General features: G+C 43.9%; 23 protein-coding genes and 2 riboswitches. Of the genes, 2 read left to right on the forward strand and 21 right to left on the reverse strand.

Features of this window, described 5'->3' with window-relative positions; genetic code table 11:
• Positions 1-17: 17 nt before the first annotated feature.
• Positions 18-164: riboswitch (SAM riboswitch) on the reverse strand.
• A 111-nt stretch (positions 165-275) separates the two neighbouring features.
• On the reverse strand, positions 276-1,448 hold the full coding sequence (locus ELQ35_RS00365) for a pyridoxal phosphate-dependent aminotransferase (RefSeq protein ID WP_126862878.1): 1,173 nt from the start codon (positions 1,446-1,448) through the stop codon (positions 276-278).
• Positions 1,449-1,930: 482 nt separating this feature from the next.
• Positions 1,931-2,078: riboswitch (SAM riboswitch) on the forward strand.
• 286 nt (positions 2,079-2,364) lie between these two features.
• On the opposite strand from ELQ35_RS00365, the gene mtnK reads away from it, so the two are divergent.
• Positions 2,365-3,567 (forward strand): S-methyl-5-thioribose kinase, encoded by a 1,203-nt coding sequence (gene mtnK / locus ELQ35_RS00370; protein ID WP_126862879.1) that lies wholly within the window; start codon positions 2,365-2,367, stop codon positions 3,565-3,567.
• A 27-nt stretch (positions 3,568-3,594) separates the two neighbouring features.
• On the forward strand, positions 3,595-4,641 hold the full coding sequence (gene mtnA, locus ELQ35_RS00375) for an S-methyl-5-thioribose-1-phosphate isomerase (RefSeq protein ID WP_126862880.1): 1,047 nt from the start codon (positions 3,595-3,597) through the stop codon (positions 4,639-4,641).
• Between the two features lie 38 nt (positions 4,642-4,679).
• Here the strand turns inward: mtnA and ELQ35_RS00380 are convergent, their stop codons facing one another.
• The 20 genes from ELQ35_RS00380 to ELQ35_RS23615 all read right to left on the reverse strand — a co-directional run bounded on the left by ELQ35_RS00380 (position 4,680) and on the right by ELQ35_RS23615 (position 23,318).
• Entirely contained in the window at positions 4,680-5,594 is a 915-nt protein-coding gene (locus tag ELQ35_RS00380; protein WP_185861589.1) for an LCP family protein, read from the reverse strand.
• 186 nt (positions 5,595-5,780) lie between these two features.
• The gene (locus ELQ35_RS00385) at positions 5,781-7,250 is read right to left on the reverse strand and encodes a lmo1851 family serine protease (RefSeq protein WP_246025913.1); all 1,470 of its coding nucleotides are present in this window, start codon (positions 7,248-7,250) and stop codon (positions 5,781-5,783) included.
• Positions 7,251-7,359: 109 nt separating this feature from the next.
• Positions 7,360-8,064 carry a purine-nucleoside phosphorylase gene (gene deoD, locus ELQ35_RS00390; RefSeq protein ID WP_126862882.1) on the reverse strand — a complete coding sequence of 235 codons (705 nt, stop codon included), beginning with the start codon at positions 8,062-8,064 and terminating at the stop codon, positions 7,360-7,362.
• A 520-nt stretch (positions 8,065-8,584) separates the two neighbouring features.
• Positions 8,585-9,520 (reverse strand): manganese-dependent inorganic pyrophosphatase, encoded by a 936-nt coding sequence (locus ELQ35_RS00395; protein ID WP_126862883.1) that lies wholly within the window; start codon positions 9,518-9,520, stop codon positions 8,585-8,587.
• Between the two features lie 189 nt (positions 9,521-9,709).
• Entirely contained in the window at positions 9,710-10,480 is a 771-nt protein-coding gene (locus tag ELQ35_RS00400) for a sporulation protein (protein ID WP_126862884.1), read from the reverse strand.
• Positions 10,481-10,485: 5 nt separating this feature from the next.
• On the reverse strand, positions 10,486-11,274 hold the full coding sequence (locus ELQ35_RS00405; protein ID WP_185861590.1) for a serine/threonine protein kinase: 789 nt from the start codon (positions 11,272-11,274) through the stop codon (positions 10,486-10,488).
• A 31-nt stretch (positions 11,275-11,305) separates the two neighbouring features.
• Complete coding sequence (locus ELQ35_RS22410; protein ID WP_185861591.1) at positions 11,306-11,476, reverse strand: hypothetical protein; 171 nt, start codon at positions 11,474-11,476, stop codon at positions 11,306-11,308.
• 143 nt (positions 11,477-11,619) lie between these two features.
• A complete protein-coding gene (locus ELQ35_RS00410) occupies positions 11,620-11,790 on the reverse strand; it encodes a YozD family protein (protein ID WP_126862886.1) in 171 nt (56 codons plus the stop codon).
• 75 nt (positions 11,791-11,865) lie between these two features.
• Entirely contained in the window at positions 11,866-12,570 is a 705-nt protein-coding gene (locus ELQ35_RS00415) for a hypothetical protein (protein ID WP_126862887.1), read from the reverse strand.
• A 101-nt stretch (positions 12,571-12,671) separates the two neighbouring features.
• Complete coding sequence (locus tag ELQ35_RS00420; protein WP_126862888.1) at positions 12,672-12,890, reverse strand: YozE family protein; 219 nt, start codon at positions 12,888-12,890, stop codon at positions 12,672-12,674.
• A gap of 181 nt (positions 12,891-13,071) precedes the next feature.
• Positions 13,072-13,350, reverse strand: coding sequence for a YokU family protein (locus ELQ35_RS00425; protein ID WP_370873401.1), 279 nt, complete (start codon positions 13,348-13,350; stop codon positions 13,072-13,074).
• Between the two features lies 1 nt (position 13,351).
• On the reverse strand, positions 13,352-14,773 hold the full coding sequence (gene kamA, locus ELQ35_RS00430; RefSeq protein ID WP_126862889.1) for a lysine 2,3-aminomutase: 1,422 nt from the start codon (positions 14,771-14,773) through the stop codon (positions 13,352-13,354).
• A 66-nt stretch (positions 14,774-14,839) separates the two neighbouring features.
• Positions 14,840-16,258: a sigma-54 interaction domain-containing protein gene (locus ELQ35_RS00435; RefSeq protein ID WP_246025914.1), complete on the reverse strand. Its 1,419-nt coding sequence runs from the start codon at positions 16,256-16,258 to the stop codon at positions 14,840-14,842.
• Positions 16,259-16,428: 170 nt separating this feature from the next.
• Positions 16,429-17,277, reverse strand: a complete 849-nt coding sequence (gene ablB, locus ELQ35_RS00440) for a putative beta-lysine N-acetyltransferase (RefSeq protein ID WP_126862891.1) — start codon at positions 17,275-17,277, stop codon at positions 16,429-16,431.
• Between the two features lie 221 nt (positions 17,278-17,498).
• Positions 17,499-18,863: a 4-aminobutyrate--2-oxoglutarate transaminase gene (gene gabT / locus ELQ35_RS00445; RefSeq protein ID WP_126862892.1), complete on the reverse strand. Its 1,365-nt coding sequence runs from the start codon at positions 18,861-18,863 to the stop codon at positions 17,499-17,501.
• The gene (locus tag ELQ35_RS00450) at positions 18,835-20,136 is read right to left on the reverse strand and encodes a peptidase (RefSeq protein WP_126862893.1); all 1,302 of its coding nucleotides are present in this window, start codon (positions 20,134-20,136) and stop codon (positions 18,835-18,837) included. The genes gabT and ELQ35_RS00450 overlap by 29 nt, the downstream gene beginning before the upstream one ends.
• Positions 20,137-20,154: 18 nt before the next feature.
• Positions 20,155-20,820: a 3-oxoacid CoA-transferase subunit B gene (locus ELQ35_RS00455; RefSeq protein WP_126862894.1), complete on the reverse strand. Its 666-nt coding sequence runs from the start codon at positions 20,818-20,820 to the stop codon at positions 20,155-20,157.
• Positions 20,805-21,497: a CoA transferase subunit A gene (locus ELQ35_RS00460; protein ID WP_126863148.1), complete on the reverse strand. Its 693-nt coding sequence runs from the start codon at positions 21,495-21,497 to the stop codon at positions 20,805-20,807. The genes ELQ35_RS00455 and ELQ35_RS00460 overlap by 16 nt, the downstream gene beginning before the upstream one ends.
• Positions 21,498-21,517: 20 nt before the next feature.
• The gene (locus ELQ35_RS00465) at positions 21,518-22,870 is read right to left on the reverse strand and encodes an aspartate aminotransferase family protein (protein WP_126862895.1); all 1,353 of its coding nucleotides are present in this window, start codon (positions 22,868-22,870) and stop codon (positions 21,518-21,520) included.
• A gap of 304 nt (positions 22,871-23,174) precedes the next feature.
• Positions 23,175-23,318 carry a YjcZ family sporulation protein gene (locus ELQ35_RS23615; RefSeq protein ID WP_126862896.1) on the reverse strand — a complete coding sequence of 48 codons (144 nt, stop codon included), beginning with the start codon at positions 23,316-23,318 and terminating at the stop codon, positions 23,175-23,177.
• Positions 23,319-23,357: the final 39 nt, after the last annotated feature.

The following is a 23,357-nucleotide window of genomic DNA, read 5'->3' on the forward strand; positions in this document are numbered from 1 at the left end:
AGAGGCTTTGTGCCATCTTCTTATCTCTCAGCCTATTAAAGCTGCCAGAATTAGCACCGTGCTTTGCGGATTTTCTCCGGCGTTATCGCCCCATTTCACAATGGTATTACAGTCGGTTGCCGGGTTTCATCGGGCTAGATCCCTCCACCTGCTCACAATAAGAAAACGAATATGAATTTTTTCATAATTGAATATACATAACAAATCACTTTGGATTATGGCAGTAATTTTTCTTCCTGTCAATCCAAAAGTATTTAAATGACATATATTTTTGATCAGCTAAACATCTGGAGTGATTCAATCCGGCGGACAGCTTCTAAAAGACGTTCTTCTGTTGTAAGCAGGCCTGCGCGGACGTATCCTTCGCCAAATTCGCCAAAGCCTATCCCGGCGGCCACGGCTACATGGGCATGATTCAGGAGATAATCTGAAAATTCCTCGGACGTGTAGCCTTTAGGAACCTTCAGCCAGGCAAAAAATGAACCTGCGGGGGCTTTCACATCCCAGCCAATCGACTGTAACCCTTCTATGAATACATTTCTGCGTGATTCATATGTTTTTACTAACTTTTCAACAGACTCCTGTGAAGCTAATAACGCTTCTGCAGCGGCTTCCTGGACGGCCGGGAAAAGGCTGACATAAAGGTGATCCTGCAACAGCTCGATCGCTTCGATCACGCTCTCGTTTCCAATGGCGAATCCAACACGCCAGCCGGCCATATTGTATGTCTTTGACAAGGTATAGATTTCGATTCCCACCTCTTTGGCACCGTCAATCTGCAGGAAGCTTACCGATTTTTCTCCATCAAAACCAATTCCCCCATAGGCAAAATCATGCACGACACAAATCGACTCTTTCTTGGCCAGTTCTACTGTTTCCTCGAAGAATTCCTTTGTGGCAATTGCCCCAGTAGGATTATTCGGGTAATTCAAGAACAACAACTTTGCCTGTTCAAGGGCATTCCTGCTTAAGTCACGATAATCTGGCAAAAAGTCATTTTCCTCTTTCAATGGCATCCTTTCTATTTTCCCTTTAGCCAAAGCGACTCCTGACAAATAGTCAGGATAACCCGGGTCAGGAACCAGCACAGTGTCTCCAGGATTCAACAAACATTGGGGAATCTCTACCAGGCCTGCTTTTCCGCCAAACAGAATCGCTACCTCTTTGTTTGGGTCCAGTTCCACACCAAATTCCCTTTTGTAATATTCACAGGCTGCTTCTTTCAGGTCCGAAATCCCTCTAAAGGGTGAATACCTATGATTTATCGGGTTTTCTGCTGCTGTCTGCAGCTTTTTGACAATATGGTCAGGTGTCGGCAGATCAGGATTTCCCTGGCCGAGGTTAATGACGTCATGTCCTTGAGCAGCGATTGCAGCCACTTTGGAAACTAACGAGGCGAAAAATTGTGTTGGAAGTGTATGTAATAAATCGGATTTCTTGAATTGCACCGTATGCCCACCTTCTCTGAAATGTCTTGAAATATTAATCACAAATGATATATCTTTAGTTTAATGATGTAAAGGAAAGTTTTCAAGAGACTGTTTAGGGCCAAGATTCACTGTGAATTCCCGGGAAGTTTGGTTGAATGTTTCGTTAAATTAATTTCAGTTTGGTTGATTTCATCGTTGTTTCATTGAATTATTTTTTAGGACCTTTTATTGGTTGAATTAATCTCTAATTGATTCCCCGTTTTAAGAGCGATTACCCAAATTTATGAGCTTTTAGCCAAATATAAGCGGTGGTCGTCTTTCCCAAGAAAGACGGCATGTAATTCCGGTGATTTTACATTTTTTTATTGACAAAGGATTTTTAATATTGGTATTATTTTTATCAAGAATGAACAACTGAATCTATCATGAAATGCAAGTTGGCTATGCAAATATACGTTGCCGTGTTCTGCTAACTAACCGATACTTGCATTTACATACTACTCTTATCAAGAGCAGGCTGAGGGACAAGGCCCGATGAAGCCCAGCAACCGACCGTAATACCATTGTGAAATGGGGCGAAAAATTCGCCTGAACGCTGTAAGGCACGGTGCTAATTCCACAGAAAGGGAACTTTCTGGCAGATAAGAGGTGCGAAGCTGCATCTTCAAGCCTCTTTCGTTGCGAAAGAGGCTTTTTTCGTTCCATTCGAAGTCGAAAATTTTATGTTGCTAAACTCAGCTTTGGCTGCTTACCTTTTGATTTTTGCTGATTTCGGAATTTAGTTGCTGAATTTTTGATTTTGTGGTTAATTTTTGGATTTGGTTTCTAAACCTATGATTTTGTTGGAATTTCCGCGTTTAGTTGCTAAATTTTTAACTTGATTGTTATTTTTATATTTTTATAGTGAAAAAGATTATTATATGGAGGAAAAACGATGAATCAACAACCTCAATCAGCATACGAACCATTGTCCGAAGGTTCGGCGATCCTACTTACAAAAAAGCTTGGACTATTCAATGAGACAGCTTCACTTGAGTGCAGGGAAATCGGCGATGGCAACTTGAATTATGTTTTTCACATAACAGATAGCAATTCTCGGAAAGGAATTATCATCAAACAAGCACTTCCTTTTGCCAAGGTCATTGGCGAAGCTTGGCCGCTGACATTGAAAAGGGCAGTGATTGAAGCAAATGCCCTTAAATTGTTCGGGAAGCTTTGCCCGGAATATGTTCCTGAAGTCTATTACGCCGATGAAGAACTCGCAATCACGGTTATGGAAGACCTGTCCCATTTAACGATAACACGAACCGGGTTTATTGAAGGAGAATCGTATCCGCTTCTTTCCAGGCATATTGGCGAATATATGGCAAAAACGTTATTCCACACCTCGGATTTTGCGATTGAGCACGGCAGGAAGAAGGAATTGGCAGTTCAATTCTCCAATCCGGAATTATGCAAAATCACGGAAAGCTTTGTTTTTACCGATCCTTTTTTTGATGTGGAATCGAATGACTTTGAAGAAGAGTTGAAAGCGGAAGTTGTTTTGCTCTGGAACGATTCAGAATTGCAGCTTGAAGCAGCAAAACTAAAGAAAAGCTTCATTACCGAGCAAGAGGCGCTTCTGCATGGCGACCTTCATACCGGAAGCATTTTTGCATGTGAGACAGAGACAAAGGTCATTGATCCGGAATTTGCGTTTTATGGTCCGATCGGCTTCGATGTCGGCCAGTTTTTTGCCAATCTGCTCTTTCAGGCTATCACACGCAAAGGAAAAGACAGGGAACTCATGTTCAAACATGTCGAAGTGACGTGGGACGTTTTTACGGAAACTTTTAGAACGCTTTGGGAAAACGAAGGAATGGAAGCATTCTGCAAAACAAAAGGGTATTTGGATTATATTCTTCAGAAAATCCTTGAAGATGCGTTCGGGTTTGCCGGCTGTGAACTGATCCGCAGAACGATTGGCCTCTCGCATGTGAAGGATCTTGATGGCATTGAGAATACTGCTGAACGCATTGCTGCCAAAAAAGCGGCTCTCCAGGCAGGGAAAATCTTAATCAAACAGCGCAAAAACAAGACGGATATCTCCTTTATTATCAATACAGTTAAGAAGCCAGCATTAACAGTGAATTATTAATCGATTTTTTTCAGAAGGAGTATTGCCATGCAGAAAATACTGAACATCCCATATTCCGTCCAATGGAACGATACACATATTACCATATTGAATCAGCAGGCGCTGCCGCATCATACGGAATTTATCGATCTGCATACGCCCGGCGATGTATTTCAGGCAATCGTCAGCCTCCAGGTCCGCGGCGCACCGGCAATCGGGATTACTGCAGCGTTCGGAGCGGCTCTATCAGCGATAAATGCAAAGGAAGAAGAGCTTGCGGCATTTAAAAAGAAAGTCGAGGAAGATATTCAGCATTTAGCTTCCTCCAGGCCTACAGCGGTGAACCTGTTTTGGGCTCTGAGAAGAATGGGCAGCGTCCTAGCCAAAGCGAAGACGGTGAACGGTGCAAAAACGGCTCTTGTCCATGAGGCTATTTCCATCTTTACAGAAGATGAGGCTGTTGGCCGCACAATTGGGGAACACGCATTATCCTTATTCAATACCGGAGACTCCATCATGACGATTTGTAACGCAGGAAGCATCGCGACCGCCCGCTATGGAACGGCCCTCGCCCCGTTCCATCTTGCCAGGGAAAAAGAGATCTCCTTAAAGGTGTATGCTTGTGAGACCCGCCCCGTCTTGCAGGGTGCACGCCTGACAGCCTGGGAGCTCATGCAATCAGGGGTGGACGTAACGTTGATTACGGATAATATGGCTGCACATACGATTCACGCAAAGGGGGTCCAGGCGATTATTGTCGGTGCTGACAGGATTGCCGCGAACGGCGATACAGCCAACAAAATTGGTACATTGGGACTGGCTATTCTCGCCAATCATTTTGGGATCCCTTTTTATGTTGCGGCTCCTTCCAGTACTTTCGATTTATCGTTACCTGATGGGACTACAATTCCAATCGAAGAACGTAATCCGGAAGAGATCACCCATATCCAGAATATCAGGGTGGCACCCAAGGATGTTGCTGTGTTCAATCCCGCTTTTGATGTGACGTCTGCTGAATTAATCACGGCTATCATCACTGATAAAGGAATCATCTCTCCTGATTATAAGGAAAATATTGCGGCAGCGATCAGATAAAATGACGAAGGCCATTTCATAGCGAAATGGCCTTCCAACTATTTTTCGAAAAAATCCTTTAACTCTGTTTGGTTACGTTTCATATCTAATAATAAAACGGATCCTGAATGGGGATATATCTGATCAGTGAAACTTCCCTCAACTGGTATTCGCAACGTGTTCACTTCTTCAATTGGGTTAAAAAGTAGGGACGAGCCATATTCGAGATAATCCTTCATTTTCATATCTGAATCAGTCAATGCCATCGCTTCATTAAGTAAATGGGGCATCGATACGATCCCTTCAACAGATGAAAACCGTTCCGTCATGTTGTCTTTTAATTGGATAAGCACCTCCTGCTGCCGCTGTACCCGGCCAAAGTCACTTTCACCATCATGGCGAAAACGGACGTATTTCAGGATTTCCTCTCCATGGAGAATATTCTCCCCCTTACTTGCTTCAATGCTCATATCTTGAATCATTTCAGGTTTCACGTCTACCTTTATGCCTTCCGGGGCTAGCAGATCGACTAGCTTTTCAAATCCTTTAAAATCGATCGTAACTACATGATCCACCTTAATATGAAAGTTATGATAAATCGTCTTTTTCAAAAGCTCGCTTCCGCCAAGATAATAGGCGGTATTGATTTTATTGGAGCCAAGCTTATATCCGGGGATTTTTACATAACTATCCCTCATGATCGAGGCGAGCTTGACTTTCTGTAGATGCGGATCATACTGGGCTAACAGGATCGCATCCGACCTGGAAGAAGGCTCTCCCCTCGAATCCACGCCAGTCAGTAAGAAAGTTTCGCTACTGCTCGTAACATCATCATGTGCTGACTCAGTAGCATGATTTTTCTGATTTTGTTTAGCTGCAGAGTCAAGCGGATTTGTTTTGCTGTCATGCGGCACTCCCATACAGCCGGAAAGAAGAAGCATCAAACATAAGAGTGCAAGTACGCGTTGTCTCATCACGTTCACCTCTGTTGGGAAAAGTAACCATAGCATCCCCCAACCATTGGCAGAATATACAGCCCGAGTAAATAAGGAAAGGAAGAACTACATATTGATCTACCATTACGGATGCAATCAAAATGCTAGATGTAGGGAATATTTCTCCTCAGAAAAAGGCCACCTCTTTAAGATGGCCTTTCCAGCTTATTTCACTTCATTCTTTAAAACTTCTACTGCTTTCTTCATTTGTGTATCATTTTTAAGGATCTTTTCGCGTAATGTACCCATCAATTTTATGGTTGTTTCGCCCTTTATTGTACCGGTGACTTCAAGCTTATTGTCTTCCTGGAACTTTTGCACCGCTGACTTAGTCTTTTGATCATAGAAACTGTCAGTATTGCCCGGATTGTATCCGGCTGCTTTCAGCATTTCTTCGGCTGCTTTAACTTCAGCAGAAGAGGTGGATACTTTCAGCTCTTTATCCGGAGAGATATAAGGCAAATTCGCATAAGCCGGTAATGAAACGCCAATATCGGGCTTTATTCCTTTTTTATGAATCCAATTGCCTTTCGGCGTCAGCCATTTGGCTGCCGTGTATTTAAAGTTGGATCCGTCTTTGAAATCCTGTGCTGTCTGGACTGTGCCTTTACCAAATGACTTTTCGCCGATAAGCTGAACATCTGCGGCTTCACTGACGGCAGCAGCAACAATCTCCGATGCACTTGCGCTGCCTTTATCAATCAGGACGACAAGCGGCGCTTTGAATTCACCATTGTTTTCTGATTTAAAGGTTTCTTTCTTGCCTGTCCGGTCCTCCACCTGCAGGATTACTTCTCCCTTTGGAACAAACATGCTGGCAATCTTTGTCGCCTGGTCAAGCAGTCCGCCGGGATTGCCGCGCAAATCAAGAACAAGGCCTTTCATGCCTTCTTGCTTCATTTTCTCTAAGGCAGTACGAAGCTCTTTCTCGGTGTTCTCGGAGAAACTTGTTACCTGGACTTTAGCGATGCCGTCCGGAAGCATTTCGGCATAAACGGTTTCAATTGGGATCGTATCGCGCACAATGGTAACTTTAATTGGGTCAGATCCACTTCCGCGGGAAATCATTAAATCCACTTTCGTTCCTTTTTTTCCACGGATATGTGTGACAGCCTCTGTTGAGCTCATCCCCTGGAGGCTTTTCCCATTAACGCTTAAAATAATATCATTAGGCTTTATTCCTGCTTTCTCAGAAGGAGACCCTTTGATCGGAGAGACGATCATGATCTTTGAGTCCTGTTCCTGTATTTCTGCGCCTATCCCTTCAAAGGAGGATGATATGCTTTGATGGAAGTTTCCCGCTTCCTTTTCAGTCATATAGTCTGAATACGGGTCGTCGAGTGATTGCACCATGCCGTTTATGGCCCCATTTAAGAGCGTGCTGTCTTCAACATCTTTATAATATTGTTTTTTTAACGTGTCATATGTTGAATATAATTTACTGAATTCCTCACGCTGATTTCCGACATTTGGGGCGATAGACTGAACCTTTTCGTTGCCGAAAGTCAGGGCAATGGTTGTAATTCCTGCTGTTAAAAAGATTAGCAAAAAAATACCCATGATAAACGGGAATTTTTTTATCTTTATGAATTTAGAAGCATCGTTTGGCTCCTGCTGCTTATTATCCTCTTCCACTACCGTTTCACCACTTTCACTGCACTGTTATATGCTAAGCTTTTGGATTATAGACTCTTTTTCAGGATGGCTGAACACCATTTACCGATCACTAAATTTCAGTAACGGATCATTCCTGGATGGCCGCTTCTAGTGCAACTTCGATCATTTCATTGAATGTCGTTTGCCTCTCCTCAGCGGTAGTTTCCTCTCCCGTCAGGATGTGGTCGCTGACAGTTAGCACGGATAGGGCTTGACGGCCGAATTTAGCCGCAAGTGTATACAAAGCTGCGGTTTCCATTTCAATAGCAAGGATTTGGTACTTTGCCCACTTTTCCAGCTCGCTGTTATCATTGTAAAATTGGTCTGCTGTAAACACATTGCCTACTTTTAGCTGAAGGCCTTTTTTAATGCCTGCTTCATATGCTTTTCTAAGCAATTCGAAATCTGCCGTTGGGGCATAATCGACTCCGCCGAATGTCAGGCGGTTCATTTGTGAATCGGTTGACGCACTCATAGCGAGGATGACGTCCCTTACGTTCACATCTTTTTGGATGGCTCCTGCAGTCCCTACGCGAATTAGCTTTTGGACGTTGTAACTTTGCATAAGTTCGTTCATATAAATGGAAATGGAGGGTACACCCATTCCGGTTCCCTGTACCGAAATCCGTTTTCCTTTATATGTGCCTGTATAGCCGAACATGTTGCGAACTTCATTATATAGCTTGGCATCCTCTAAAAAAGTCTCGGCAATATATTTGGCACGAAGCGGGTCGCCGGGAAGCAGCACCGTTTCTGCTATTTCATTTTCATTTGCTCCAATATGTACACTCATTTGCAAGCCTCCTCTTAACTCAGGGCATTTCGCATCAAGCGATATTCTTTACAACTATATCATAATGTCCCCACGAATGGAAAAAGGAACCCTATTAACACGATAGTTTCCTGCTTAATTTTCGGCGATTAGCCCTAAAATATAAAAAGGGACGGAAATCCCTAAAAATTCACTTATTACACTTCTTTACGGAGGTTAACATGGGAAAAAAACATCGGAATCGCTTAAGCCCTAAAAGGAATAATCATATCCCTGCAGAGGCCATAATCGCTGAGCATGAAGCACACAGAAAAGAGAACTCAGCCAAAGAAAGAAAGTAATAAGAAAAGCGCAAGCGTCTTGTAAAAATGAACGTCGACTAATATTCGCCACGTCCTTATGTCTTCGGCAGCACCAGCACGTCCTGTCCGTCGGGCTAGGCTGCTTGTACTAGACATCGATACACATTGAAAAAGTAATACTTTCTTACCGTTTAAAAAACACCGCCATTTACAGGCGGTGTTTCCCTTCATCTCGAATATTAAGGGGCTGTTGTGAACGTTTCTGTCAAAATAGGTACGATTTGTTTTTTGCGTGAGACTACACCTTTTAAAAGAGCTGTGTTATTGGAAAGTTGAACGTTATAAGCTTTTTCCACTACTTCTTTTGCATTTCCTAACGCAAGGACGACCGAGTCATTCGTTAAGATATCTGTTACAACAAATAAGAATAGATCCAGGTTCTTTTCTGAGATAACATATTCAATTACGGCTTCAAGCTCACTTTGAAGAGCAAGAACTTCTGTGGCATCCACAGTATTTACTTGAGCAATTTCTACCTTGCTATTACCCATTGGAAATTCTTTGGCATCAAGAGTAATAAGGTCTCTTACTGTTTTATCGCTGAGATTTGCACCAGCTTTTAACATTTCGAGTCCATAGCTTTGGATATCCACTCCTGCAATTTCAGCTAATTCCCGAGCTGTTTCAACATCTTCTTCCGTGCATGTTGGGGATTTGAAAAGCAAGGAATCGGAAATGATCGCAGATACCATTAAGCCTGCAGTTTCCTTTGTGATTGCGATTCCCTTTTCTTTATATAATTTATGTAAGATCGTCGCTGTACAGCCGACCGGTTCGGCACGGTAATATAAGGGATCGCTCGTTTCAAAATTGGCGATGCGATGATGGTCGATAACTTCCAGTATTTGCACTTTGTCAAGGTCGTCCACACTTTGCTGGCGTTCATTATGGTCAACAAGAATGACGCTATTCACTTCGTTTGCTACCGTTTCCATTAAACGCGGTGCCTCAGCCTTAAAGTAGTCAAGGGCATATTGGGTTTCCGCATTGATCTGCCCTAAACGGATCGGTTCGGCATTTACGCCTGTTTTTGTTTTGAGTTCAGCATAAGCGATGGCAGAACAAATAGAGTCTGTGTCTGGGTTTTTATGTCCGAATACTAGTACTTTTTCCATGATTCTCTCCTTGGTCATTGATAAAATAGTTGACGGGGCAATTCAGCGAACTGGTTCCCCATTCTTCTTTTCTATTTTATCATAAACTGATGCTGTGTGAACCTTTCCATCTAACTTTAGAAATGCAATGTTTTCCTCGATTTAAGAAATTGGAAAAACTTAACCATACCGATAAAGCTTTATCCTTGCTTATACATACCTGCTGATGAACCCATTTAATTTGTCCTTCATTACAGGGATATCGGAAGACGATATAAATCCTCTCACCTTTGTCTCGTCCGTCTCCATTGCTTCGGCGAACAATCCGGCAAGCCCCTTAACTTTTCTATCCACTTCAATCAATATTTCCGCTTCATCGCTGCTCTTCATGAAAAAAACAACTTCAAGTTCATCCAATTTACCCCTGTAAGACCCTGAGTAGGCGGCAAACTCAAATTCCTGGATAAACGGTAATCTATTTCTGAAACGGTGAGGAGCTTCTTCACAATCGGCATTTTTCAGTTTGAAACCAAGACCGCCCAGCGCAGAAAAAGCGGATTCGACGAGTTCATTAGGTTCAATCCGAATAAAATCCTCGTCTTTTGGATCAACGGCATTTTTGATATCAAGGCCTGTCGAAATCCACACTTTCGTTTTTCCATATGTCAGAGGTGTTTCAATTGGTAGCTTGATGCTGAATGGGATCTCATGTTTCCCTTTCGAAGCAATCTCAAACGGTTCATTCAAGCGAAATCTTTCAATTGTCGCTATCTGTTGATACTTTCGATCATCATGTTCTTTCATAAAATTTGTATGCAGGGAAAGGTAGATTTCACCAATGCTCTGGCCGACACTGCCGCCTTTGATTTCCACTGCTCCAGTGACCAGATCTCCCGGCCTGAACTGCTCCCTTTCAAGTTTAGTATCAACCTGTGCATTGCCAATGCCAATGCTTGCCAACACTTTGTTAAAAACGGACATTCTGCTCACTCCCATTGTTTTTCAATATGTTTTTTTATTTCCGATAACGCCTCGCTGCTGCTCTGGAATGGCACATCGCTCATGAGCAGCTTTTTAATAATTCTTTTGGATTCTGGAAGAAGTGTTAACTCTTCGTCCCAGGGCCTCTCTTTTTTTATGGTAGCCTGATAACTCGAATACAGCAAAAATAGCAGGAAATGACCCAAGGAATATAAGTCACTGCTAAAATGGACAGGTTTTCGTGGATTTTCCTCTTCCTTTTCAGAACTGGTTTTTTCCACTTTGCGCGCAAGACCGAAATCGATAATTGATAAACATTCCCCATCAGTGAGTACATTAGGGATGCGGAGATCGCGATGGATAATGCCTCTTTGATGCAGTTCAATTATCTTTGTAAGCAGCCGGGAGACTATTAAAAAAGACTCCTGTTCGGTAAAAACTTTTCCCTCAGAGAAGATCAACTCCTCAAACGTTTTTCCGGCTTTATATTCCATGATAATATAAGGAAGGCCCCTCCAGTTTCCTTGGTCGATAAGAGCTGGGAAAGCACCATCCTGAAGCTCATCCAGTAATTGGGTTTCAATTGTAAAACTGCTCCTTGCTTCCCCTGAACGCAATTTATGATAATTCATTCTTTTTAAGATATAAAAGCGGTTTTCCGAAAAGTCATAAATTAAATAGGCAGTCCCGAAGCTTCCCTTTCCTATTTTTCTTTTTAGCTGCCATCTTTCCTCTTTGAAAAACGAATGGATAAAAATCCAATCAACAAGCGGTTCTGCTATCGACCTTATCACGATTCATGACCTTTCCTGCGCCTGTATATTTTCAACTGCTTCGGAAGCCGCGGGCAGAAGAAGAGAAACTCTTCTTGTGCTTTTTCTGGTAATGCTTGTGTCCGTACTGTTGATGGTTTTTTGTATGCTTCCAGTTGCTGCTTGAATGCTTATGCTTAGAATGGCCGCCGTTCAATAATTGTTGCAACAGTTTTTTAATCATTACATATCCCTCCTGTCATCTTTCTAGTTAATACGTTTCGATTTCTGCAAGGTTTCAAAATTTGCATAATAAAACGACGGGGAGTCCGTCGTTTTGTATTCCGCTACTTAAATTAAGGGTCATACGATGTTTTTGGATGCCGCTCATTCCTCTGTTTCTTCATCAATAATGCATTTGTCAAGTAAGTAATCAAAGGTAATATCAGCGAGATCTTCCAACTCATTCTCTGAAGGAACATAACCACGCCTCATAAGCTCCTGAAAAAAGAATTCGGCAATTTCTTCTGTATCAATCACAACTTCAATTTCCCGCATATCATCGCCCCCTTACTCTAAGGTGTATGAATGAAGGTCCTCATTTATTCCTAGCTTGTTTTCATGGAGATTTTGCTAGTCCCTCTTCCCTTTGTGATGCACTTCACCTGCTATAACTTTGATCTTCATCATCGCCAGATCCATCACTTGTCTATACTCATCGTCTTCATACATCTTGTATAAAATCTGGTAATCATTATATAAATCGAGCAGGCCGTCGATTAGCTGTTTTTTTTCTGCGTTCAGTTCGATTCTTTCTTTTTCGGATTTACGCGAAGCCGGAGGTGTGTCATTCTGATCCTTTTTCACCGGCTTCTGATTGATTGGATGCAGCAAACCAAGTTTTTGGATGATTGTATCGGCCCTCTCCGCGTCGGCAATTAAGGTTAACTCTTCCTCATGTGCTTCAAGCCACTCGCCGTCGGAAATTCTCGATAACTCATAAATGACGTCTTCCCACGAGTTTTCCTTATATCTCCATATTTCCGTGCGGAAGCCATTCACTTTAAAATAATCGCCTCCATACCCTTCCACCTGGACCAGGTCGCCAAAGAAAAATTTATACTCTATATCAATGTGTTCTTTGTCTAATAAGACTTCTCCTTTATATTCCGAGATATACTGAAGGGTACTTTCTATATATAACCCTTTACTGTGATTGACTTCATACACATATGTTCCATCTATATACGTTACATCGGTTATATTACCAACAGTGCCATACATCGTAATGACTACTGTATCACCTTTCTTGAATTTCGGTTCTTTTCTTTTTTCCATTAAAGACATCCCCTCAGGCATCCTCAAGTTTAATTAACTTAGTATATGCAGGAGGAAGGGTAACGGTTTCATAGGAAAAGTCCCTTACTAAAGTGATGGGATCAGCCTTCCATGTGAATATATAAATCCCATGCTTGATCAAAAACAGACATATTGTCAAGATAATTCCCGTTCATTTCAAGATATGAACTTATTTCATGATAACTAGAAGATTGCTTTGGAAAGCCGTGATCTTCATATGCGTTGTTTGCAAACGCCGTGATGTCATCAATATTTTTGGCCTGCCGGTATTTCATTAAAAAATGATAGAAAGATTTCATGATATCCTCCTCATAGAATTCATTAACGTTTATTATAAATAATATCCCGTAAAATGAAATAAAAAATAACCCGGACCCGGGTTATTTTTTATCGTCGACTGTTTTATCGCGAATTAACGGACAGTAAGTTTGAAATGTAGCAAGGCAGGGAAAAGAATCCCCGCCTATGTTTATACCGATATTAACTGAAATCGAAGTAATTTCTTTTCAGCAGCCTTGGCAATTTCATTAATCCGTCAAATGAAATCGCTTTTGCCAGCTGTGCGGTATTTATCAAAAAAAGCTGGTCTTCAATCTCTTTAACGATATCGTCATCTTGAAAACAGGCGCCACAGCCGTCACATTGCTTGGATGGGGTGTCGGTAATTTCGATCGCTTTCGTGCCGTCCGGCAGTTCCCAATAAACTGAGTCTGAAGTGTTTACAACAGTGCCTTCCTTGCACCATGGACACATCTCCATTTTACTCCTCCTTCCCCCCCATTTGTTCGTGTTTGGTTTTGTCTTTCGCTTGCTGTGCCAAAAACTTCTTTTCTTTAAGGGCATCCCGTTTCTCCCGCTGATCTTTTAACGAAGCATGCCCTGGATTGGTATGATAATCTTTTCTTCTGTCCATTCGCTTCAACCCATCCGGCACAAGGTTCAATCGTTTATCATTCATTAAACCGGAAATGCCGATATCAGACCTTTTCTCTTCCATTTCGGGATAAATCTGCTTGAAATAATCATCCGCTTTACCCGGTGTGTAGTTCTCTGTCTCTGGATAGGTGGTGATGACTCCTTCAAAATTGCGAAGGACCGTTTTGGTCGGTGATTGTGAAATAATATAATTGGGTTGAAGCGTTATTTTCCCGCCTCCCCCTGGTGCATCGACGACAAAGGTAGGTACGGCATAGCCGGACGTGTGGCCGCGGAGCCCTTCGATGATTTCCAGGCCTTTTGAAATCGGTGCCCGGAAATGCCCGATTCCTTCCGATAGATCACATTGATAAATATAATAAGGACGCACCCTTATTTTCACAAGGTCATGGACCATTTTTTTCATGATCGCCACACTGTCATTGATACCGGCAAGAATGACAGACTGGTTGCCGACCGGGACCCCTGCATCCACAAGCATTTCACACGCCTTTTTGGATTCTTCGGTAATCTCAATTGATGTATTGAAATGGGTATTCAGCCAGACCGGATGATATTTTTTTAATATATTGCAAAGATTTTCGGTAATCCGCTGTGGGAACACAACCGGCGCTCTTGTGCCAATGCGGATGATTTCAACATGTGGGATTTCACGCAAATTCTTTATAATGTATTCCAGAATCGTGTCATTGATAAGCAAACCATCTCCGCCGGAAAGAAGGACATCGCGCACCGCCGGCGTATCCCTGATGTATCCGATTGCGGCATCGAGCTGCTTTTTGGGAACCCCCATGCCAATTTGCCCCGAGAATCTGCGCCGCGTACAATAACGGCAATACATCGAGCACTGGTTTGTCACCAAAAACAACACACGGTCCGGGTATCTGTGTGTTAACCCCGGAACAGGTGAATCTTCGTCTTCTTCAAGCGGATCTTCCATATCGTATTTCGTTTTGTGCAATTCCTCTCCAATCGGGACAGATTGCATTCTAATCGGGCATCTCGGATCATCGCGATTCATCAGCGAAGCATAGTAAGGTGTTATATTTAAAGGGATGGTTTTCGTAGAGATCCTGACGCCTTCTTCTTCATCAGGGGTAAGGTTAATCACTTTTTTTAAATCATCAAGGGTGCGGATCGTATTGGTCAGCTGCCAGATCCAATCATTCCATTTTTCCTCTGGAACGTCTTTCCAAAGTTCAATGTCTTTCCAATTTCGCTTCGGTTTATATAAATCATGAAACACGGCAATACCTCCTGTTTTCGATTATCTATAATATAATGCAAGAAGCATGCCAATACGCTGAAAAAATCATTCTCTTTCGTTTAACTGTCCGGTCAGTCGGCCGCGTTTTTTGATTTTATATTGAAGGGTCTGCCGGGGGATTTCAAGGATTTTCGATGCCTGCAGAACATTGCCGTTAGTCTGGATCAGCGCCTGTTGAATTAACTCTTCCTCTGTCTTCTTGACCGCTTCCCTTAAGGGGAGCAGCGGAGCGTCCTTCCAATTTTTTGAACCGGAAAATCCGTTAAAAAAGACAGGCAGTTCATTTTCTGTCAAAACGGTTCCTTCAGTAACGTTCATCATATATTCGATCGTATGCTTTAATTCACGCACATTCCCCGGCCAATGGTAATGCAGAAATGCACTTTTCACCTTAAGGTCAAGTTCTTTTACAGCTTTGCCGAGGTTTTGATTAAATGTGGAAATAAAGTTCTCTGACAGCAGGAGGATATCCTCCTTACGCTCCTGTAAGGAAGGCAGCCTATAGCTCATCACATTCAAGCGGTAAAACAAGTCGGCGCGGAGTTTATTTTCCTTTAATGCTTCCTCAGGATAAATATTCATTGCCGCAATCACCCTTACATCGACGGACGTGCTTTTCATCGCGCCTATCCTCCTTACAAGTCCGTCTTCTAACACTCTTAATAGCTTTGATTGCAGTTCAATCGGCATCGATTGCAGTTCATCAAGAAAAAGCGTTCCGCCATCTGCCAGTTCGAACAGCCCCTGGCGGTCCATCGCCCCTGTGTAACTGCCTTTTGCCGTACCAAAAAGCAGGCTTTCCAAAAGCGAATCAGGGAGTGCCGCACAGTTTTGGGCAATGAACGGCCCCTTTCGTCTGCTGGATTCATTATGGATACTTTGGACAAATAATTCCTTGCCGACTCCGCTTTCCCCGAACACCAGTACAGATGAAGAGGAATCCGCTGCTTTTTTCCCCTGTTCAATAATATGGAGAAACTGAGCGCTGACTGTCAAAATATCAGTAAATGTATAAATGGCTCCGTTATGGTTTGTAGGCTTTTTCTTCTGCTTTGTCATGCTGCTTTCCAGATCCAATAACCGTTCTGACAGTACCCTTAGTCTTGATACATCTTTTGCTATTTCGACAGCCCCGATGAGGTCACCCTCCACGAAGATAGGCAGCGTGGTGTTCATGGTTTCAACCATTTTCCCATGAAGATTGACATACGACTGCCCTTTGTACGTAATCGGCTTTCCTGAAGATATGACTTTCAATAGTGTGGAAGAGCGCCTTGTCAAGGAAGGGAATGTTTCCAATAAGGGCCTGCCCAACACCTCGGATATTTCCATCCCATCATTGTCCGCGGCTACTTGGTTATAAAAAACCGTGGTTCCTTTTGTATCGATTACATGGATTCCTTCATCAATGCTCGTTAAGATTGCTTCTAAAACTTCACGGGTGTTATATTGTTCTGCAGACACGATCTCACTCCTCATGGCTTTCGTTTATCCCGCTTTACCGCCGCATGAAATCGACAGGCAGTCGCGGCGAACCGTTAAGCGGAGATAATCCCTCCTGACGGTCGTTTCGCTTTTTACCATGTATATGAGAAAGTGCCGAAAACTTGCCGCTTTAGGCTGAAAATCAGGCATCAGCTATCAATCTTCACCCAGAGGTTCATATCTTCGATTTTATCGAAGATGTAGCAGTTGTTTGCCAGCCGTCCCCTATATCCATACCCTAGCTGAAAAAAAACCGCATTCATCCCAAAAGAAAGCGCGCGGGAAATCGAATAGACACAAAATATTTCCTGATCTGCCAGGTATTTTTCCAATTGCGATATTAACAGCTTTATTAAGCCAAACTGCCGGTGATCCGGCAAAGTTGCACAGTCGGTGATTTCTGCATGATGGTATCTGTAATTTACTTCGGCAGAAGCAGCGCTGACGATATGGCCTTCCCATTCATATACATAAAAAACCGTTCCAGCCTTCATGCATTTTATTACATATTCCGGATCATTCATCGGAACCGGATAGATCTCGAACACTTTCCCATACAATCGGGCCAGTTCCATAGCATCCGCTTCATCGGCTTTACGTATTTTGTATTCTAGAGGCGGATCTGCATAATCTTTCTTTTTTAGAAGCGAAAGGACTCCATTGAGGATGCGATCCTCTTCTATCCAATGATCGCTGTTCCTCCTGTCAAGGATGAAATATTTTGCAAAAAAGAAGCAATCACTGCCTAAAAAATATTTATCCACCGATCCTTCATAAAGGAAGCCGCGGCTGACCATGTCCTGAAAGTTTTCGACCCTGGCCTTAAATATCAGCTTTTCCACCGTATTTTCAACTGCAAGCTTCATCGCTTCCGCCACACAGAGATCAAAGTTCCCAAGATAATCATCAACCCTTACCCTGCGATTAAAAGGATCCACGGTAATATCCAGAGAATACCCCTGCTTTTTTATCTGGAGTTGCTGTAATTGATTTTCCATCTTTTCCTCCTGCAAATTAGCTTTTGGCGTCTGGTTTTCTAGTTTGTCGTCACTTTTTAATTTTTGGCGTCTGGTTTTTCTGGTTTGTTTGTCGTCACTTTTAATTTTTGGCGTCTGGTTTTCTGTTTTGTCGTCACTTTCATTGGCTAAAGTGTAACAAAAGGCCTGATTAAATGGGAATCAGGCCTTTTGCTGTAAAAAAAACTATTTATATAAAATGCTTATAATTTCAACGAATTGCTGCAAGCAACAATTGCTTCCTCCAAGACCTCGAATCCCTCATCAAGCTGTTCTTCGGTAATAACCAGTGGAGTAAGCAGCCTGATCACATTACTGTGCAGCCCAGCACTCATCAGCACCAAACCGTTTTCATGGCAGCGTTCCAGAATCTGCTGTACCAATCTCTTCGCTGGCTTTTTTGTCGTTTTATCCTCAACTATTTCAATTGCACACATAGCGCCAAGATTGCGGACATCGCCGACTTGTTCGATCTGTTCTTTCAAGGGCGCAAACCGTTCTGTGAATGCTATCCCTATCGATTGTGCATTTTCCAGAAGATTCTCTTCTTCAATCTGTTCAATGACTGCCAGTGCCGCTGCACATCCCAGCGGGCTTCCACCGTATGTGCCGCCGATTTCTCCGGCATTCGGGACATCCATGATTTCACTCCGGCCAGAAACGGCACTGATCGGAAAACCTGCGGCAATCGACTTGGACATCGTTATCAAATCGGGGACGACGCCGTGATGTTCCATTGCAAATAGCTTCCCTGTTCTGCCGAAACCGGTTTGCACCTCATCGGCAATGAACAGAATCCCGTGCTCTTCACAAATGCTTTTCACACCTTTTACAAAATGGCCGGACGGAATATTAAAACCGCCCTCGCCTTGAACGGGCTCCATAATGACCGCCGCCACTTCTTCCGGGGATACCTCAGCCAGGAGATATGTTTCAAACTTTTTCAGCAGCTCTTTGTCATGTTCTTCAGCAGTCTGCCCCGATTGATAGTAGTCCGGGTATGGAAGCTTATACGTATCCGATGGAAATGGACCGAAGCCAAACTTATAGGGCTTTACCTTGCTTGTAAGCGACATCGCCATGTAAGTCCGTCCATGGAACCCTCTCTCAAAGGAAATGATCCCTTTCCGGCCGGTATATTTGCGGGCAATCTTCACAGCATTTTCAACAGCTTCCGCCCCGCTGTTTAAGAAAAACGTTTTTTTCACATGTGATCCTGGGGTTATCTCGTTTAACTTTTCGGCAAGCTTGATGTAAGGTTCATACATCATGACATGGAAGCATGGATGTATGTAGGAATCCAGCTGTTCTTTGATTGCTTGGACCACCTTCTCAGGGCGATGTCCGGCATTCATTGACCCAAGCGCCCCCGCGAAATCAAGGAATGTATTGCCGTCTACATCCGTAAGCAGGGCACCCTTTCCTGATTCGGCAAATACTTTCATCGTATTGAAGGGTCCCCGGGGGATGCTGGCATCCTTGCGCCTCATTAATGCCTGTGATTTCGGGCCCGGTATTGCTGTTTTAAGATCAATGAATTTATGTTTCATTTTCAGTTCCCCCTTCATAGACTGCCGGTTCCGCTGTGCCGCACCAGTTAATGATTGAAAGCGCGATAATTTCCGCGGCTTCGATGACTTTGTCTATTTCAATATATTCATCGGCATCATGGGCCAATTCAGTCTTCCCCGGCCCAAAAACAACGACCGGTATCCCGCCAATATTGGAAAGATAACCGCCATCGGTGCCCCATGGTGCGGCTTCAATTACAGGCTGTTTACCTTTGACTGCTAAAAAACTCTCGGAAATGGTTTGCATTAACGGGTGATTCAACTCAAGGTTTCCCGGAAGCCACCTGGCCCCAAACAACTCCAGCTCAATCGGTTTTGCTTGAAACCATTCATTGCCTGTATTCAAACGGGCAATACAGTCCTCAAGTGCTCTTTCAGCAGCTTCCATTGTTTCAGCGGGTGCAATCCCGAACCTGCCTTCAATGACAGCTGTATCCGGGACAGATGACGGCCATTCACCGCTTGAGATCTTCCCGATATTAATTGGTATTGGGATCGGAATCGTTTTATAGAGCGGATGATTCAGCATATCATTTCGTTCTTTTTCCAGTTTCGTAATTTCATTGATCACATCCATCGCCAGTTCTATCGCATTAACCCCTTCATATCTTGTGCCGCCGTGGGCGGACTTGCCTTTTATCGTGAGCCTGAACCACATCGACCCCTGCTGGAGTGGAAATAGCTTCATATTCGTCGGTTCCGGGATAATCGCCCCATCGGCATGATAGCCCCTTAATACAGCCGCCAGGGTTCCGGCACCGCCGCTCTCCTCTTCGATGACACTTTGAAAAATGACATCCCCCTTTAATTCGATTTCCAGGGATATAATCGCTTCCAGGGCCAGAATCAATGAAACAGTTCCGCCCTTCATGTCGGTCGTTCCCCGGCCAAACACCTTGCCGTCTTGCACCATGCCGCTGAATGGATCCTCTTGCCAATCTGTAAGATTGCCTTCAGGTACTACATCAATATGGCCATTCAATATCAGTGACTTCCCGCCGCCTTTTCCTTTCTTGACAGCGACAAGATTAGGATTGCCGCTGAAATCCGTTCGATCACAATAAAAATTGGGATGATTACGCAATTTCTCATCGCCAATTTCCCATAAATCAATGGACAGCCCCAGCTCCCTGCATGTTTCTGCCATCAGTGCCTGGGCCTTTCCCTCCTGCCCTCTTCTGCTCGGTTCCTGGACGAGTCTTTGCAAAAGCTTTATTCCTTTCATCCGGTGTTGTTTCAGCCATTGTTGGATGTCGTGCCCATGAGCCATATAACACTCCTCCTGTTTCTACTCACGATAAACCGTAAGCGTATCTGACACTTGAAATGAAGCTTCTGTATATTTTTTTATGTCATCGATTGTAAAAGGGGCAAACAAATCGGTTAACAGCAGCCCGTCAGCCAAAACAGAAAATACACCCATTTCTGTTATCACCATATGTACACACTCTTTAGCAGTCTGCGGCAGGGTGCAATTTTTTACAAGCTTTGATGAACCGGTTTTTTCTCGATGATTCATGAGGACAATCACCTTTTTTGCTTTTGCGGCAAGCTCCATGGCCCCTCCCATACCGGGTACCCTTTTACCGGGAACAATCCAGTTGGCAAGATCGCCGCTTTCGCTTACCTGAAGTGCGCCGAGTATCGTCACGTCCACCAGGCCTTTACGGATCATCCCGAATGCAGCCGTGCTGTCGCAATACGAAGCACCGACCTGTAACGTGACCGGGTAACCGCCAGCATTGCATAAATGGGCGTCTTCTTTCCCTAAATCCGGTGATTTTCCCATCCCGACAATTCCGTTTTCAGCGTGGAACATGATTGTATGATCCGCTGGCAAATGGTCAGGTACAAGAGAAGGAATGCCAATGCCGAGATTAACAAGCATCCCGTCTTTAATTTCCATTGCAGCGCGCCTGGCAATCTTATGTCTTACTTCTACTCCCAAACCCATTGCCAATCAACCCCTTTCGATTCGACGATATGGTCGATAAACACGCCCGGTGTAACCACTTCCTCTGGATCAAGGGTACCGAGCGGGACAATTTCAGCAGCCTCAACGATCGTAATCTTCCCTGCCATGGCGGCTAATGGATTTGTATTACGGGCACTTTTATCAAATATCAGATTTCCATACGGATCTGCTTTTTTGGCGTAAACAATCGAGACGTCTGCTGTCAGGGCTGTTTCAACTAAGAAGCTTTTTCCAGCCAGGGTGACTGTTTGCTTGTCGCTGTTTACAATTTCTTCTTCCAATCCAATGTCTGTAAGGATGCCGCCAAGACCCATTCCTCCGGCCCGCATCCTTTCCACAAGCGTCCCTTGCGGCGAAAATTCAACTTCGAGCTCTCCTGAAGTCATATATTTCCCGGCATTCGGATTGGAGCCGATATGTGAAACGATGATTTTCTTTGCGCGCTTTTCCGTCACTATTTTGCCGATGCCGATATCAGGGAATCCGGTATCATTGCCGATCAAGGTCAGCTCTTTAATACCAGAGTCCAAAATTAAATTAACTAAGCCAGGCGGTGTACCGATTCCTCCAAACCCGCCGAACATGATGCTCATTCCATCCTTGAATAAATAGGTAATATCAGTTAGCCCGCATATCTTATCAAACGTATTTTGTATCAACACTTTCCACTTCCCTGTTAAGGAGTCATCGGTTCGGACAACAATGTTTCTGCAAATTGCGAAAATGTGTTTTTCAACCTGCGGATGAGCTCTTCGATTTCGCGTTTGTTGATCGAAAGCGGCGGTGAAATAATGATGGCGGCCCCGGTGACCCCATCCAGCCCGGCAGCGGCCGGATACAAAAGCAGGCCGTTATCGGCTGCCAGGCCGATGATTTTATTGGTGATGTCAATGCCGGCCGGGAATGGTTCCTTGGCTTTTTGATCTTTGACAAATTCAATTCCGATGAGAAGACCCTTTCCGCGGACATCGCCAATAAATGAATAGCGACTTGCGAGCTTATCGAGCAGATTGCGTAAATACACACCGGCTGTCGCGGCTTTTTCAAAGATCCCGTTTTTCTCCAGATACTCAAGGACCGCCAGTGAAACGGCACAGGATTGGGGGTTTGCACTGAAGGTATGCCCTCCCATGATCGATTTTGAACCATTTAAAATTGGCTCGATTACTTTATCCGTCATCACTGCGGCAGCGATCGGCGTATACCCTCCGCTCATTCCCTTGCCGAATGTGATGATGTCAGGCTCCACACCCCAGTGATCACAGGCAAGCATTTTCCCGGTCCGGCCAAATCCGGTCATCACTTCATCAGCAATAAATAAGACTTCATATTTTTCACAGATTCGCTTTATCTCAGGGAAATAGCCATCCGGCGGGGCAATCGCCGCCCCCGCTGCGCCGATTACAGGCTCGGCAATAAAAGCGGCAACATTGTCAGGGCCTATTCTGCGGATAGCCGACTCTAAATCCGCTGCACAGGCCAGCCCGCAGCTTGTTTCCTCGAGGTTATATGGACAGCGGTAGCAATACGGCGGGGAAACGGCCGGGTAAGACTCCAGAATAGCTGTAAACCTTTCCCGCCTCAGCGGATGCCCTGACATTGATAATGCTCCAAGTGTAATTCCGTGGTAGCTCATCCATCTGGAAATAATTCTATTTTTTTTCGGTTTTCCTTTTTCCTGCCAGTGCTGTATCGCAATTTTAAGAGCTGTCTCCGTTGCCTCCGAGCCGCTGTTCACAAAAAAACTCCAGGTGTATCGGTCATCCGTCATCGCAGCAATTTTCGATGCAAGAGCTTCAGCTGCCTCGCTGGTAAATTGTGACCGATAAACAAACGAAACCTGCTTTGCCTGTTCAACCATTGCTGTTGCAATCTCTTCCACTCCATGTCCAATGTTTGCGGTCACGGCCCCGGACGCGGCATCAAGATATTCCTTTTCGTCCGTATCATATAAATAAACACCTTTTCCATGACTGATCATCGGATATTCTCCATCGAGGACAGGCTTGATCAATGATGAATGCTTCATGCTCCTCTGCACGCTCCTTTTTCGCCTCAGGCAAAACTGGCAATATAGTAAAGTGTATGATGAAGCAGCTATAATCTTTCATGCTATTTAATAATTAGCCGGCATAATAAAAAACAGCTGAAATCGTGATGATTTCAGCTGTTTTTTATTGATTGTATGAAAATACTATCCAAACTATACGATTTACTATCCAACCCTGCGATGCAACTGCGACTTTATTGGTAATAAAACAACTTTTAATCTTGTCCTTTTTTACCTGCAAAAAAAGGCCGGCCCCAAGTATGAGACCGGCTTCTTATGACTATTAGTTGTAGCTGAAGGAGGCACCGATAATGATTAGAAGAATGAACAATACGACGATTAACGCAAAACCGCCGCCAAAGCCGCCGCCGTAGCCACCACCGTCACCATATCCACCCTGACCATATCCACATCCGCATCCGTACATGAAATCCACTCCTCTTCATTTCTAAATTCTCATTACACC

This window comes from Peribacillus cavernae, assembly GCF_003989135.1.
GTDB lineage: Bacteria > Bacillota > Bacilli > Bacillales > DSM-1321 > Peribacillus > Peribacillus cavernae.

Excerpts from the sequence above, each read along its gene's own strand:
- mtnK (WP_126862879.1), top strand. The coding sequence starts at position 2,365 with ATGAATCAACAACCTCAATCAGCATACGAACCATTGTCCGAAGGTTCG.
- mtnA (WP_126862880.1), top strand. The coding sequence starts at position 3,595 with ATGCAGAAAATACTGAACATCCCATATTCCGTCCAATGGAACGATACA.
- ELQ35_RS00380 (WP_185861589.1), bottom strand. The coding sequence starts at position 5,594 with ATGAGACAACGCGTACTTGCACTCTTATGTTTGATGCTTCTTCTTTCC.
- deoD (WP_126862882.1), bottom strand. The coding sequence starts at position 8,064 with ATGAGTGTACATATTGGAGCAAATGAAAATGAAATAGCAGAAACGGTG.
- ELQ35_RS00395 (WP_126862883.1), bottom strand. The coding sequence starts at position 9,520 with ATGGAAAAAGTACTAGTATTCGGACATAAAAACCCAGACACAGACTCT.
- ELQ35_RS00400 (WP_126862884.1), bottom strand. The coding sequence starts at position 10,480 with ATGTCCGTTTTTAACAAAGTGTTGGCAAGCATTGGCATTGGCAATGCA.
- ELQ35_RS22410 (WP_185861591.1), bottom strand. The coding sequence starts at position 11,476 with ATGATTAAAAAACTGTTGCAACAATTATTGAACGGCGGCCATTCTAAG.
- ELQ35_RS00410 (WP_126862886.1), bottom strand. The coding sequence starts at position 11,790 with ATGCGGGAAATTGAAGTTGTGATTGATACAGAAGAAATTGCCGAATTC.
- ELQ35_RS00415 (WP_126862887.1), bottom strand. The coding sequence starts at position 12,570 with ATGGAAAAAAGAAAAGAACCGAAATTCAAGAAAGGTGATACAGTAGTC.
- ELQ35_RS00420 (WP_126862888.1), bottom strand. The coding sequence starts at position 12,890 with ATGAAATCTTTCTATCATTTTTTAATGAAATACCGGCAGGCCAAAAAT.
- ELQ35_RS00425 (WP_370873401.1), bottom strand. The coding sequence starts at position 13,350 with ATGGAGATGTGTCCATGGTGCAAGGAAGGCACTGTTGTAAACACTTCA.
- ablB (WP_126862891.1), bottom strand. The coding sequence starts at position 17,277 with ATGGAAAATCAATTACAGCAACTCCAGATAAAAAAGCAGGGGTATTCT.
- gabT (WP_126862892.1), bottom strand. The coding sequence starts at position 18,863 with ATGAAGGGGGAACTGAAAATGAAACATAAATTCATTGATCTTAAAACA.
- ELQ35_RS00450 (WP_126862893.1), bottom strand. The coding sequence starts at position 20,136 with ATGGCTCATGGGCACGACATCCAACAATGGCTGAAACAACACCGGATG.
- ELQ35_RS00455 (WP_126862894.1), bottom strand. The coding sequence starts at position 20,820 with ATGGGTTTGGGAGTAGAAGTAAGACATAAGATTGCCAGGCGCGCTGCA.
- ELQ35_RS00465 (WP_126862895.1), bottom strand. The coding sequence starts at position 22,870 with ATGAAGCATTCATCATTGATCAAGCCTGTCCTCGATGGAGAATATCCG.
- ELQ35_RS23615 (WP_126862896.1), bottom strand. The coding sequence starts at position 23,318 with ATGTACGGATGCGGATGTGGATATGGTCAGGGTGGATATGGTGACGGT.